The sequence below is a fragment of the Exiguobacterium sp. OS-77 genome, assembly GCF_000414195.2.
Taxonomy (GTDB): domain Bacteria; phylum Bacillota; class Bacilli; order Exiguobacteriales; family Exiguobacteriaceae; genus Exiguobacterium_A; species Exiguobacterium_A indicum.
The window spans coordinates 796028-809596 of sequence record NZ_DF239008.1 but is presented as its reverse complement, the minus strand read 5'-3'; the positions used below and the strand labels follow the sequence as shown (position 1 = coordinate 809596).

General features: G+C 46.6%; 13 protein-coding genes. 4 read left to right on the top strand and 9 right to left on the bottom strand.

Annotation, left to right across the window (positions count from 1 at the left end):
• Positions 1–148: 148 nt before the first annotated feature.
• From EXG77_RS03930 to EXG77_RS03890, 9 genes are all read right to left on the bottom strand, one after another.
• On the bottom strand, positions 149–1402 hold the full coding sequence (locus EXG77_RS03930) for an EAL and HDOD domain-containing protein (RefSeq protein ID WP_035396409.1): 1254 nt from the start codon (positions 1400–1402) through the stop codon (positions 149–151).
• A 167-nt stretch (positions 1403–1569) separates the two neighbouring features.
• Positions 1570–2334, bottom strand: coding sequence for a S9 family peptidase (locus EXG77_RS03925; RefSeq protein WP_023469111.1), 765 nt, complete (start codon positions 2332–2334; stop codon positions 1570–1572).
• Positions 2306–2779 carry an RNA deprotection pyrophosphohydrolase gene (ytkD, locus tag EXG77_RS03920; RefSeq protein ID WP_023469112.1) on the bottom strand — a complete coding sequence of 158 codons (474 nt, stop codon included), beginning with the start codon at positions 2777–2779 and terminating at the stop codon, positions 2306–2308. The genes EXG77_RS03925 and ytkD overlap by 29 nt, the downstream gene beginning before the upstream one ends.
• Before the next feature lie 172 nt (positions 2780–2951).
• A complete protein-coding gene (locus tag EXG77_RS03915) occupies positions 2952–4301 on the bottom strand; it encodes a glucose-6-phosphate isomerase (protein WP_023469113.1) in 1350 nt (449 codons plus the stop codon).
• A 113-nt stretch (positions 4302–4414) separates the two neighbouring features.
• Positions 4415–5581 (bottom strand): iron-containing alcohol dehydrogenase, encoded by a 1167-nt coding sequence (locus tag EXG77_RS03910; protein WP_023469114.1) that lies wholly within the window; start codon positions 5579–5581, stop codon positions 4415–4417.
• A 136-nt stretch (positions 5582–5717) separates the two neighbouring features.
• A complete protein-coding gene (gene yugI, locus EXG77_RS03905; protein WP_012371159.1) occupies positions 5718–6110 on the bottom strand; it encodes a S1 domain-containing post-transcriptional regulator GSP13 in 393 nt (130 codons plus the stop codon).
• Between the two features lie 436 nt (positions 6111–6546).
• Positions 6547–7590, bottom strand: a complete 1044-nt coding sequence (locus EXG77_RS03900; RefSeq protein WP_023469115.1) for a ribonucleotide-diphosphate reductase subunit beta — start codon at positions 7588–7590, stop codon at positions 6547–6549.
• Positions 7559–8047, bottom strand: coding sequence for a flavodoxin domain-containing protein (locus EXG77_RS03895; protein ID WP_023469116.1), 489 nt, complete (start codon positions 8045–8047; stop codon positions 7559–7561). The genes EXG77_RS03900 and EXG77_RS03895 overlap by 32 nt, the downstream gene beginning before the upstream one ends.
• Positions 8048–8065: 18 nt before the next feature.
• Entirely contained in the window at positions 8066–10333 is a 2268-nt protein-coding gene (locus tag EXG77_RS03890; protein WP_023469117.1) for a ribonucleoside-diphosphate reductase subunit alpha, read from the bottom strand.
• 456 nt (positions 10334–10789) lie between these two features.
• Between EXG77_RS03890 and EXG77_RS03885 the strand changes: the two genes are divergently transcribed.
• Genes EXG77_RS03885 through EXG77_RS03870 form a run of 4 tightly spaced genes read left to right on the top strand, consistent with a single transcriptional unit; the run spans position 10790 to position 13569 of the window.
• Positions 10790–11029: a NifU N-terminal domain-containing protein gene (locus EXG77_RS03885; protein WP_023469118.1), complete on the top strand. Its 240-nt coding sequence runs from the start codon at positions 10790–10792 to the stop codon at positions 11027–11029.
• Positions 11030–11085: 56 nt separating this feature from the next.
• On the top strand, positions 11086–11880 hold the full coding sequence (locus EXG77_RS03880) for a glycosyltransferase family 2 protein (RefSeq protein ID WP_035396406.1): 795 nt from the start codon (positions 11086–11088) through the stop codon (positions 11878–11880).
• Between the two features lie 4 nt (positions 11881–11884).
• The gene (locus tag EXG77_RS03875) at positions 11885–12382 is read left to right on the top strand and encodes an Lrp/AsnC family transcriptional regulator (protein WP_023469120.1); all 498 of its coding nucleotides are present in this window, start codon (positions 11885–11887) and stop codon (positions 12380–12382) included.
• On the top strand, positions 12379–13569 hold the full coding sequence (locus tag EXG77_RS03870) for an aminotransferase (protein WP_035396404.1): 1191 nt from the start codon (positions 12379–12381) through the stop codon (positions 13567–13569). Before EXG77_RS03875 ends, EXG77_RS03870 begins: the two co-directional genes overlap by 4 nt.

The following is a 13569-nucleotide window of genomic DNA, read 5'->3' as shown; positions in this document are numbered from 1 at the left end:
GACTCAGATTTTTTAGTTACTCCTTAATCCTTAGAAATTCTTCCTATTAGGCGATTCGAGACGAATAAAAACGTGTAATCCTACTCAGTTAAGAGAATGATTACACGTCGTCTTATGTCTAGAAAAAAGTCTTCAAACTCTTTTTTAGTTATATGATCGAGTCTGACTCTTCTTGAATATGTTTTTCTCGCTGCATGAGCCACTCTTGACTTTCCGTCAGTAATGCATAGGCTCGCGGAAGTGATACATTTAAACGCTGACTCAGCAGTTCAAACTGATCAAAATCACCTCGATCTGCACTAATCGCAAGCACTAAACAATCCCGAAACGGATGATCCTTTCCTTGTAGAACAATCTTCAGAGAATCTTCGAGTGGCAATTGATCGATGATATCGTCAATATCAACAGATAATAACGCATCGATGTGCGATAACAAGCCAATCATGTAAGCACTCTCCGGTTGTAGTGTTCGGGTTTCGGTAGCAAAGAGTTCACAGAGCTTCGCACAGTGTAAAGAGGACCGTAATAACTCATTTGACCACTCATAAGGACTAGCAAGCTTCATCTCACGTAAAACAATCAACGAAATCCAACTTTTGAGTTGCGAAAAGCCAAGCAGTGAAATCGCTTGACGAACGGAACTGACGGTATTGCGTAAACCCATTCCTGGAGAATTGATCAGCTGTAACACTTGAATACTAATATAGGGATTCGCTTCAATCTCATCAACGACCTCATCGTACTTTTCATCCGTATCGAGCCATTTCAACATTTTTAACAAAACCGGTAGTTGCGGTGGGACCGCCTTTCCTTTCATCAACATCGGTTTAGCATAAAAATATCCCTGAAACCAGTCATATCCCATGTCAAGACACCGTGTATGATCTTCGTGCGTTTCGACACGCTCAGCCAACATTCGGATATGAGGATAATTGCGACGAACAATATGGAGGATAGCACTTTGCTCGCGAGGGGAAATCGTCTCGATGTCGATTTTAATTAAATCGATCAACTCAAACAATTCCGCTCCATGCTGTCGGAGTAAATCCGTCACAAAATCATCGAGTGCTAACGTAAAGCCCGCGTCTTTCCAACTATGTAGAACAGACAGCATCTCTGTATCGATCTCAACTGTTTCTAGAATTTCAATGACGAATTGGCTTGGATCCAAATAATGAATCAAGTCACTTTTCAACAGCTCTGCCGTGAAATTAACAAATAGCTTCTTGCCTTCTGCTACATGATCTACTCCCATATGAACAAGTGTATTCGTCAAAACATCCATCGTCGCTAAATCACCATCAAACACACTGATTTGTTCAATCGAACGATACAATAGTTCAAATGCATCAATCGAACCTACTCGATTAACGATGGGTTGACGTGCTAATAAGATATCCATCGTTCTCATGCCCCCTCTATTCTTCTCTGATGTCATCTATTATATCAAAGTTTACTTTTTAGGAGATTATTGTTTTTTACAACATATCAATGTTCTTATTTTTTAATTCTATGCCATTTTCCGTAACACAAAAAAACAGCACGACATTGGTCGTACTGCTTGAACTATCACCTTTCATCCGGATTCCATATACCAGTCTCAAACCAATTCAACACATTCCGCGTCACACGCAACTTGTCATGAATCGGAAATTGATGGGCATAGGCATAAGTCTGAAGCATCGTTTTTTCGGAATAACGTGCGGCATAAGCCGTCGCGTGGCGTAAACGAACGTTCTCATCATACGCACCGTGAATCAATAACACTTCACCTTGAGGTTCGACATGGAGCGGCGAGCGAACCGCGTATTCATCAGGAACCGTATCTGGTGTACCTCCCGTGTATCGCCGCAGCATCTTTTGCATCGTCTTCTGCTCTTCATACGTCCACGTCAACTCCGTCACCCCTGCCCAGGAAACCGTTCGAGCGACTGGACGGTGATGCGCCAGGAGCAGTGCCATCTGTCCACCACGTGAAAATCCAAATGCGTGAACATGCGAAACACGTTGCTGTAACCAGTCAAAGGCGCTGCAGGCGTCTTCGATATCGTGATGTCCAAAGTCTTCTTTTCCCGTGCCGCCTAGATTCCCTCGATAGAAAGGTGCCATGACAAAAAAGCCTGCCTGTGCGAACGCGAGCAATCGAGTCGGTCGGACCATTCCGATCGAACGCGTTCCACCACGCAAGTAGAGAATTCCCTGACCGTTCGCAACTTGCGGGAGTACGATATAGGCACCGACCCGTTCTCCATCCGCTGTGGTATAAAACATCCGAAACGTCCGAAACGGACCTTGCCGCGGAAGTTCAAACCAATCGGCGTTCGCTAAGTACACGGAGCGTCTCCGGAAGGACACGGTCCTTCATCATGAAACTGTATTGTCGATTCGTATCGAGACGTTCAGGGAGTTCCTCGAATAGAAAAGCACCGTCCGTTTCATCCACGGCAAGATGAGACGACAATGATCCGATTTGCGCGAAGTAGATGTTTTTGATGATCGTATCGCCTTTTCCGGCAACCCGATACTGCCCGACATATGAGAGGGAATCGATTTCCCCACCTGTCTCTTCCATCACTTCACGACGTGCAGCTTCTTCCGCCGTTTCCCCTGGTTCAACCTTTCCACCAGGAAATTCATAACCACGTTGCTTATGATGGGTCAGCAACCATTTTCCTTCGTACACGGCAATGACCCATACGTGCAAGGGACGATCCGAGAACGGATGGTCATCAAAACTTAACTCCACTTGATTTTGATAATAATCCAAGAATGTAATCACGTACGTGCACCTCATTTCTTCTTCTAACTTCACTTTACCTGTTTCACGGGTATTCTAAAAGTGAAAACGCTAGGATTACCTGTAAATCTGGAAAATGATAGCCTACTATCATCCGCTAAAGACAAAAAAACAGCCGATGTTCCACTAGGGAACGATCGACTGTCGTTTCATATTACTTCAAACGTGCTTCGAGTTCTGCTTTTTCTGCTTCGAATCCTGGTTTCCCAAGAAGAGCGAACATGTTTTTCTTGTACGCTTCGACGCCTGGCTGATCAAATGGGTTCACTCCGAGGAGATAACCACTCATCGCACAAGCTTTTTCGAAGAAGTAGAACAGGAATCCGAGGTGATACGGTGTCATCTCTGGAAGTTCGACTGTCAAGTTCGGTACTTGTCCGTCCGTGTGCGCAAGCAACGTACCTTCTGCTGCTTTATCGTTAACGAATTGAATCGACTTCCCTGCAAGGAAGTTCAATCCATCGAGATCCTGAGCATCTTCTTCGATCGTCAATGCATGACGTGCTTGACCGACTTTGATGACTGTCTCGAACAGGTCACGACGACCTTCTTGGACGTATTGTCCCATCGAGTGAAGATCCGTCGAGAAGTCGACTGCTGCTGGGAAGATCCCTTTGAAGTCTTTTCCTTCTGACTCGCCGTATAATTGTTTCCACCACTCTGACACATAATGAAGTGCTGGTTCGTAGTTGACGAGAAGCTCGATCGTCTTCCCTTTCGCATAGAGCGCATTTCGAACGACCGCGTATTGATACGCTTCGTTGTCAGCTAGGTTTTCGCTCGCGTAGCGCTCTTGCGCGTCACGGGCACCTTGCATCAACTCTTCGATTGAAATACCAGCTGCTGCGATCGGTAATAGACCAACCGGTGTCAACACAGAGAAACGGCCGCCGACATCATCCGGAATGACGAATGTCTCGTATCCTTCAGAGTCTGCGAGTGTTTTTAATGCACCACGCGCTTTATCCGTCGTTGCATAAATCCGGTGTTTGGCTTCTGCTTTACCGTATTTCTCTTCCATGAACGATTTCAAGAGACGGAACGAAATTGCTGGTTCTGTCGTCGTACCCGATTTCGAGATGATGTTGACCGATACATCTTTTCCTTCGAGGACTTCGAATAAATCGTGCAGATACGTCGATGAGATATTATGACCTGCATAGATGATTTGTGGTGCTTTGCGATCTTCTTTTGATAACAAGTTATGGAATGAGTGTCCGAGCATCTCGATCGCAGCGCGCGCTCCGAGATACGAACCGCCGATTCCGACGACTAACAACACATCAGAATCCGACTTGATTTTTTCTGCAGACGCTTGGATGCGTGCAAATTCCGCTTGATCGTAATTCGTCGGAAGATCTACCCATCCTAAGAAATCACTTCCTGCACCTGTTCCTGCATGAATCGCATGGTGAAGCGTCTTTACCGTTTCCGCCATATGATCTACTTCATGTTGACCTACGAATTGTAGGGCTTTCGAATAATCAAAACGTACTGTTGACATGCCATCGTCCTCCTTATTCATTCGCAACGAAATGCGACCTTCCTTTTCATTAAAACGCAAGAAGGAAGGTCGTTCAAGTCTTTTGTGAAATGAGTAGCAAATGTTACAGATTGTTATAGGGCAGCTGTCACGATTTGACGAACGTCTTCGTTTCCAAGTGATTTGAAGTTTCCGAAGTCGCCGCGTGTCATTGCTGACTTGACGATTGCGTCAACTGTATCTTCTTTGATGTCGTAATCAGCGAGACGATTCGGTGCACCGAGTGATGTCCAGAAAGCACTGATTGCGTCGATTGTCGCGTGTGCTGCTTCCATCTCTGATTTACCTTCCGTATCAACGTTAAAGACGTTCTCACCGAGTGTGACGAAACGATGTGCGTTTGATTCGTCGAGTACGTGGCGCATCCAGTTCGGGAAGAGGATCGCAAGTCCACCTGCGTGCGGGATATCGTGAACAGCTGAAACCGCGTGCTCGATGTTGTGTGATGCCCAGTCTCCACGTGCGCCCATTTGAAGGACACCGTTGAGCGCCATCGTACCAGCGAAGAGAATCGTGCCACGAAGTTCAACGTTCTCGAGATCGTTGACGAGTTTCGGTGCTGCTTCGACGACTGCTTTCATGACACCTTCTGTCATCCGTTCTTGGACCGGCGCATGCGCAGGGTGGAAGTATTGCTCGAGGCAGTGGCTCATCATATCGACGATACCGTAGATTGTTTGATCTTTTGGCACACTGACTGTGTACTTCGGATCAAGGATTGAGAATGTCGGGAACGTAAGCGGGCTTCCCCAACCGTATTTCTCTTGTGTCTTCCAGTTCGTGATGACGGATCCTGAGTTCATCTCAGAACCTGTTGCTGCAAGCGTTAAGACTGTTCCGAATGGAATGACTGTCTCTGGTGTTGCTTTGCCGATGACGAGATCCCATGCTTCGCCTTCATAAGGAATACCAGCAGCAATCAATTTCGTGCAGTCGATGACAGAACCGCCACCGAGTGCAAGCAATGCGTCAACGCCTGCTTCACGTGCAATTTTGATACCGCGCTCTGCTGTCTCGATACGCGGGTTCGGTTCGACACCGTCGCATTCGACGTACTCGATTCCTGCCGCGTTGAGTTCACGTGTGACATCATCATAAACGCCATTACGTTTAATACTGCCGCCACCGAAGACGAGCATGACTTTCTTTGCACCGAGTGCTTCGAGTTGTGGTTTCAGTTGGCTGACTTGACCGTCACCAAAAATAAGTCTTGTTGGATTGCGATATTCAAAGTTTTCCATCTGTGTTGCCTCCTCAATAAGTAATGAACACCTTACATTATCCACACATTCCCCTTTCGCATCTAATTTAATGCTTATTCTATGTAAAAATCGCATAAAAAAAGAGAACCGACCGATGTCGATTCTCTCATGTGGCTTATTTTTGGAAGTTTGATTTTTCAATCCATTCTTCCAATTTACCTTTAAGAACGTTGAATCCAGGTGCTTCTTCTTGTTTGAAAGCAGGACCTGCATCGCGACGTCCAGCGTTTTTGCGTGGACCTTTCGCGCGTGCTTCACGTTTTGGAGCTTCCTGAGTTGCTTTGATCGAAAGCTTCATTTTTTTGTTAGCTTCGTCGATGTCGAGAACTTTAACAGTTACTTCATCGCCAACTTTTACGTAATCGTTGATGTCTTTTACGTAATCGTGTGAGATTTCTGAGATGTGGACGAGACCTTGTGTTTGCTCGTCAAGTGCTACGAAAGCACCGAAGTTTTGAATACCAGTTACTTTACCAGTAACGACTTGGTCTTTTTCAAAGTTTGCCATAATGTATACACTCCCTAACTAAATTCATCAACTTATAATAACACACTTTTCTTGTATCGTAAAAAATATTTTTGGAATTTGTTTATTTTTTATTTCACAAGGGAACATTTTAGTAGCAAGACTTCAAGTATTCCCCCTGATTCTGCCGAACTTTCCGAGTTCGGCCCTTTTTTTGTTCTTTTGTTGAATTGACCTAAGTGACAAAGAAAAGTAATGCTTGAAACGAGAAAGACGAAAGACAGATAAGACTATCAAAAAAAACGGACAGTCTCGGTCTGCTCGCTTTCCGCGGACAAGCCCTCATGCCGCTTTAGATGCGTCGCATCTTCCAGGGTCATGATGACTTGTTTTTCCGCAGGAGTCGAGCAGAACCTCGCCTGTCCTAGCGTAAAGGAAATATAGAGTAGAAGCAATCATCAATTGATCTATTTATTACTCACAGATCGTCGAATCCATTCGCATCCGTTACTTTCGCATACGAACGTGATTTTTGTTCGAAGAAGTCCGATTTTGTCGCGTTCATCGAATCATCTGAATACGCACGAATCCATGGCATGACATCTTCGTCGTGCCCTTCATAAAGATCCGACAAACCGATGACGCGAAGACGTTTGTTTGCGAGATATTTAACGTAATCACGCATTTCACTGACATCAAGACCGTCTAGATCACGCAAGACATATTCGCTCCACTCGATTTCAAGATCGACGGCACGCTTGAACGTGTCGTAGACGAATTGTGTGAAGGAGCCATCGGCATCGATTTCTGGATGCTCCGACAGGACAGCACGTAACAATTGGCTGATGAAGTACGAGTGTTGTAATTCATCCCGTTGAATGTAGCTGATCATCGTCGATGTTCCGACCATCTTTTGATGACGTGCTAAGTTATAGAAGAAAGCAAAGCCAGAATAGAAATTGATCCCTTCAAGAACGATCGAAGCAACGAGCGATTTCGCGAAATTCTCTGGAGTCCGGTCATTTTGGAAATCTTCATATAAATCAAGGATGAATGCATTACGCTTCATGACCATATCATCGTCTTTCGCGATATCGAAAATCCGGTTTTGTTCAGCCAATGGAACCAAGCTGGATAAGACGTAGCTGTACGATTGATTATGAACGACTTCCTGTTGCGCAACGATCGCAAGAATCGCGTGAACCGATGAATCCGATGTGAACATTGCCGATTCCAAGATATAACGTGTCTGAACCGAGTCAAGAATCGAGAGTAGCCCGATGATTCGTTTAAAGGCATCCTGTTCCCGTTCGCTCAATTGATTCCACTGCTGCATATCCTTCGACATCGAGATCTCATCTGGGATCCAGAAGTTCGATAACAGTTGTTTGTAGATCGAATAAAACTGTGGATACGCAATATCGTTCCAGTTTACGATGGCACTCGTTTCGCCACCGATGATTGCTGTCGCGCGATTCGGATGACGTGCATCAAGCAGTTTGATTTTTTGTAGCTGTTCCATGTGCTTCGACTCCTTCTTGCTGTAATTGAAGAATGGTCCGTTTCGTCCATTCCTTGACGAGATGTGGGCGATTGCGTGGTGACTGCTCGATTTTCAATAGTTCGCCGGCAAGCGGCACCCCGAATTTCGAGAGATGATACGCCATCTCATCAACGGCGCGACAATATTTGACGAACATCTTGTCCCCTGTTCCAAAAACAGCTGCCTGCGGAATCGCATGCGAACTCTCCTTTAGAACGGTTCTGAGACAATCGCGCATATCGTCGGGTAGTTGCCCATCTCCCCACGTATACGAACCAAAATAGACGATATCATAAGGCATTAACTGATACGTCGTCACTTCATCCGCAAACAACATCGTCGGCTCGATTCCCATCTCAGAACACGTCTTCGCGACGAGTTCTGCCACCTCCTCCGTGTTTCCACTCAATGACGCATATACGATTGCTGCCTTCATGATATCGTCCTCCTTATCTTATGATGAACACGATTCACATTCGTCGATTTCAACCGTCGTTGAACGCGTGTAGTAGATCGTCTTCATCCCGAGTTGCCATGCTTCCATGTGCATCTCGAGTAACTCTTTCGCCTTGACGTTATTTTTCACGTACAAATTGAAACTGATCGCTTGGTCGATGTGACGCTGACGCGAAGCATTTTGACGAATGCTCCATAGTTGGTCAATCTCAAACGCTGATTTATAGAACCAGTTCGTTTCCGGTGTTAAATCCGGAACAGTGACTGGAATCTTATAGTTTTTCTTCTCTTCCGAGTAGACTTTTTTGTAGATTGGATCAATCGATGCCGTACTACCCGCAATGATCGCCGTTGATGAGTTCGGTGCGACTGCCATCAAGTAAGCATTACGCATTCCGTACGCCGTGATGTCCGCTTGGAGACGATCCCAATCAAGTTCATCCGTCGTTTTATAGTGGCGACGTTTGATGTACTCTCCTGTTTGCCATTCTGAACCCTCGAAGAGACGGTACGCACCCTTCTCTTTCGCAAGTTGCATCGACGCATCGATCGTCAAGTAAGCGATCTTCTCGTAGAGACGGTCTGCGTATTGTACCGCTTCGACCGATTCCCAACGGATACCTTCGAGTGCAAGCAGATGGTGCCAACCGAATGTGCCAAGACCAACAGCACGGTATTTTTGATTCGTCAATTGCGCTTGCGGAACATCGATCGTATTCAAGTCGATGACGTTATCAAGCATCCGCATTTGAATCGGAATCAATCGCTCTAAGACGTCAGAACGAACTGCACGTGCAAGTGCAATCGATGATAAATTACAGACGACGAAGTCCCCTGGTGTCTTCGTGACGATGATTTTACCGTCTTCCGTGTATTCTTCCGTCACGGTCGTCGGGCTCATGTTCTGCATGATTTCCGAGCACAGGTTTGACGAGTAGATCATCCCTGCATGTTTATTCGGGTTCGCACGGTTAACGGCGTCACGGAAGAACATATATGGCGTCCCGGTCTCGAGTTGCGAACGCATGTAGCGTTTGACGAGATCGATTGCCGGAACTGTTTTTTTGCTGAGACGCGGTTCGTTGACACACGCTTCGTATCGTTCCGTGAAGCTGCCCCCTTGTTCCGTCTCATCGAAGTAATCTTCAAGGCTGAAGCCCATAACGGTACGAATTTCATGTGGGTCAAACAAATGCCAGTCTTCTCGTGCTTCGACGGCACGCATGAAACGGTCCGGTAAGTTGACACCTGTGAACAAGTCGTGTGTCCGAAGTCGCTCATCCCCATTGTTGAGCTTCGCGTCCAGGAATTCGAGGATATCTTTATGCCAGATGTCGAGGTACACCGCGATCGATCCTTGGCGCATACCGAGCTGATCGACGCTGACTGCCGTGTTGTTCAATTGTTTCATCCACGGGATGACACCGCTTGAGACACCTTTGAAGCCTTTGATGTCTGAGCCGCGTGAGCGAATCTTACCCATGTAGACGCCGATTCCGCCGCCACCTTTAGAAAGTGTCGCCACGTCCGTGTTCGAGTCGTAGATGCCGCGTAGCGAATCATCGACTGTATCGATGAAACATGAAGAAAGTTGACCGTAAGACTTACCAGCATTCGAAAGCGTCGGAGTCGCAACTGTCATGTAGAGATTCGACAATGCCCAGTAAGACTCTTTGACGAGTTCTAAACGACGTTCTTTCGGTTCGTTTTGCATCAGTGTCATCGCGATGACCATGAATCGTTCTTGTGGTAGCTCGTACAAGTTTTTGACGTGATCACGTGCGAGGTACCGGTCTGCCAGTGTTCGAAGACCAATGTATGTGAACAAGTGGTCGCGGGATGGATCGATCGTTGCCGACAGTTCGTTGATGTCTTCCTTCGAATACGCATCTAGTAAATGTTTCGTGAAGATGCCGATCTCTGTCAGTTTTTCAATCAGCGTATACAGCGAACCATACCGTTCTTCTGCTGCATATCCGCGATTTTCACCTGCTTCAAGGTATAACCGATTTAAGTAAGTCGCTGTCGCTACGAATGTCCAGTTCGGCTCTTCTGCCTTTAACATATCGAGTGCGTGCATCGTTAACAGTTCATAGACTTGATCGGCTTGTAGGGATTTTCCTTCAAGCGCTCGGATGGCACGTTCAGTATAGCGGTCGATATCAAGCTCCGGATACGTTTCCGTTGCTTGTCTAATCACGACATATACGTCTTCTATTGTCATTGCACCTTTAAAGATGCGTGCTGTATTCAGTGGAGATGCCACTATGAACCACTCCCATTCTCTATCGTTAAACAGGTTCGCATTAGACGATGAAATACGCTAAACTAAAAAAAGACGTCCTACATATAGAAGGAACTCTACAACTCTCACTCTATATATAGACGTTTTTAGCGTTTTTAAACCTGTTAATCTACAAGATATAGGTTATCATTGAAATTCAAAAAAATAACCCCTTGCTTTGAAATTCAGGTAAAACAATTTGAAAAAGGCATCATGACGCCTTTTGAGATATATTGAGATAGCGAGTAAAATGCATTATAAGGTCAAGTGAACCGTTAAAACAAAGATGGTCCATTTCTCCTACTAGAAGAAAAATATTCTCTTCGAATTTTCTGATATACTGAACGTATCGATCTTCCGTCTATCAGGAAGAAGGATTCCATCCATCTATCACGAAAAGACGGCATATACGTATGTACGTTGAAAGGAGCTTACCTCATGCAAGTCGATTACACACCAAATCCGAATTCCGTCAAAATCACGCTCGAAGAACAGCGCTTCGGTGCTAAAAGTACGAGTGTCAAAAAAGAAGATACACCTGAAGATGCGTTGCTCGCATCACTGATCGCCCTTGATGGCATCGACAATCTATTCGCTTACGGCGACTTCGTGACGGTTACGAAAGAACCAGAAGCAGAATGGAACGAACTGCTACCACGCATTGAAGCAAACATGTAAAAAACAAGAAGACACCTGTTCCTGGACAGGTGTCTTTGTTCAAGGAGCGATCACTGATGCCAACCGTATCCATCATCATTCCGACGTATAATCGTCCTCGTGAATTAGCAGAAGCGCTAGAAGCATTGACGCGTCAACACTATCAAGACTTCGAAGTCATCGTCTTAAACAATAATGGAGACGATGTCTCAGCAGTGACGGCTGCCTATCAGGACCGTCTTCAACTGACCTATGTCGCGTTACCTGAAAACCATCATGTTCGTGCTCGAAATCATGGTGTCACGCTCGCTTCCGGTCGGTATATCTTACTTCATGACGACGACGACCTCTTATTACCGAGTCACCTCGAAGAAGCGGTCGGCGATCTCGAAGCTGGTGCTGATCTCACCTATACGGACGCGGAGCTCTTTACGTATCGCTGGGAAGGCGATCACCGGATCGCACTTGATTCTGAGCCGTTCGCATATCCGTACGATCCGGAGACGATTCGAGAAGACTCGACATATATTCCGTCCGGGTCGCTCTACCGTAAATCGCTCCACGATCAACTTGGTCTGTTTGACGAAGACGTCTTCAATTACTGGGACTGGGACTGGATTTTACGCGTCGGCAAGGATCATTTAATACTGCACCCGGCGCGCGCGACCGTCTTATATGCTTTCAATCCATCAGGTAATCATGAATCCGCACGTCAGGATGCAGCGCGACGCGTCTTTTTTGAACGCCTCGTTGAAAAACACCAACTTCCGACAAATGAAATGAAGAACTTCCATATCGTCCAGGCTGAGCGACGCGAACGATTGCGCCAGACCCGCCGTACCTTCAATGGTCAATTGACAGAAAGTGAGTGATCCCATGTACACCGAAAAACAACTCGAATTATTAGCATTATTAACACAAAATGGTCCGATGGACTTGGACTTGCTTGCGCAAATGCTCGACTGGGAAGCGTCAGAAGTAGCCGCTTCGATCGAGACATTCAAACGTGACGGTGTCCTACTCGGTTACACTGCTGTCATCGACTGGCAAAAGATTCATGCCCATCATGGCGTGACGGCTTTCATCGATGTCAAAGTCACACCGAAACGTGGACGCGGTTTTGACGAGGTAGCGGAGCGGATCCATCGTTTCCCGGAAGTGACGTCCCTCTATTTGATGTCAGGCGCATATGACTTACAAGTCGTCCTTGATGGCAAATCGCTACAAGAAGTCTCTCAATTCGTCTCGGAAAAATTATCGACGCTCGACTCCGTCATCTCGACGACGACCCATTTCCGCTTGAAGACCTACAAGCACGATGGTGTCCTCTTCAGTCAGGATGATGACGACAAACGATTGAAGGTGTCTCCATGAAGTCTCTATCTGAACGTGTCGAACAGTTAGCCCCATCCGGCATCCGTCGTTTCTTTGATTTAGCAGGATCGATGGAAGACGTCATCTCCCTTGGTGTCGGCGAACCTGATTTCGTCACGCCATGGAATGTTCGCGAAGCGAGCTTCGCAGCACTCGAACAAGGCTATACAGCGTATAGTGCCAACGCCGGTTTACTAGAACTACGTCAAGAAATTGCAACTTACATGCAAGAAAAATTCGCTATCTCCTATTCAACGACGGAAGAGATCATCGTCACGACCGGTGCCTCAGAAGGACTTGATCTCGCCTTTCGTAGTTTGATCAATCCAGGAGATGAAGTCATCGTTGTTGAACCGGCATTCGTTTCGTATGCTCCCTTGATCGAACTCGCTGGAGGCATTCCCGTCGCTGCTGCGTGTCACGCAGAAGATGGTTTTGCGATTCAACCGGAAACGATCGAACAGTTGCTAACAGATAAGACGAAAGCGATCATTTTCTGTTTCCCATCGAATCCGACAGGCTCGACGATGTCGCGTGATCAATTAGCGGACCTAGCGTTACTCGTCCAAAAGCATGATCTATACGTCATCAGTGACGAGATCTACGCGGAACTGTCCTACGAAACGGAAGCAATCTGCTTCGCGACCCTTCCCGGTATGCGGGAGCGGACGATCATCATCAACGGCTTCTCGAAAGCCTTCGCGATGACAGGCTGGCGGCTTGGTTTCACTTGCGCCCCACCTGCGATCACGCAATCGATGCTGAAGGTCCATCAATACGGCATGATGTGTGCCCCGACACTCGTTCAATTCGCGGGCATTGAAGCACTGCGTTCTCGTCATAAGACGGTCCCTGACATGGTGACGAGTTATCGGCAACGCCGGAACTACTTCGTTAAGGCGCTAAACGATGCGGGTCTTCCGACACACTTACCAGGTGGCGCTTTCTATGCCTTTCCGTACATCGGTCATACCGGACTGACGAGTGAACAGTTTGCTGAGCAACTGCTACTCGCTGAGCGCGTCGCCGTCGTTCCAGGATCCGTCTTCGGAGCAAGCGGTGAAGGTTATGTCCGGGCAAGTTATGCAAGTTCGATTGAACAACTCCAAGAAGCGATCGCTCGGATTCAGCGCTTCATGAAAAAACGGCAGACTCAAGATGAGGCAGCATCGTCTCATTCACACTAA

Coding starts and splice junctions, on each gene's coding strand:
- EXG77_RS03885 (WP_023469118.1), top strand. CDS start 10,790: ATGCAAGTCGATTACACACCAAATCCGAATTCCGTCAAAATCACGCTC.
- EXG77_RS03915 (WP_023469113.1), bottom strand. CDS start 4,301: ATGTCAACAGTACGTTTTGATTATTCGAAAGCCCTACAATTCGTAGGT.
- EXG77_RS03875 (WP_023469120.1), top strand. CDS start 11,885: ATGTACACCGAAAAACAACTCGAATTATTAGCATTATTAACACAAAAT.
- EXG77_RS03880 (WP_035396406.1), top strand. CDS start 11,086: ATGCCAACCGTATCCATCATCATTCCGACGTATAATCGTCCTCGTGAA.
- EXG77_RS03930 (WP_035396409.1), bottom strand. CDS start 1,402: ATGGATATCTTATTAGCACGTCAACCCATCGTTAATCGAGTAGGTTCG.
- EXG77_RS03895 (WP_023469116.1), bottom strand. CDS start 8,047: ATGAAGGCAGCAATCGTATATGCGTCATTGAGTGGAAACACGGAGGAG.
- yugI (WP_012371159.1), bottom strand. CDS start 6,110: ATGGCAAACTTTGAAAAAGACCAAGTCGTTACTGGTAAAGTAACTGGT.
- EXG77_RS03910 (WP_023469114.1), bottom strand. CDS start 5,581: ATGGAAAACTTTGAATATCGCAATCCAACAAGACTTATTTTTGGTGAC.
- EXG77_RS03870 (WP_035396404.1), top strand. CDS start 12,379: ATGAAGTCTCTATCTGAACGTGTCGAACAGTTAGCCCCATCCGGCATC.
- EXG77_RS03900 (WP_023469115.1), bottom strand. CDS start 7,590: ATGGAACAGCTACAAAAAATCAAACTGCTTGATGCACGTCATCCGAAT.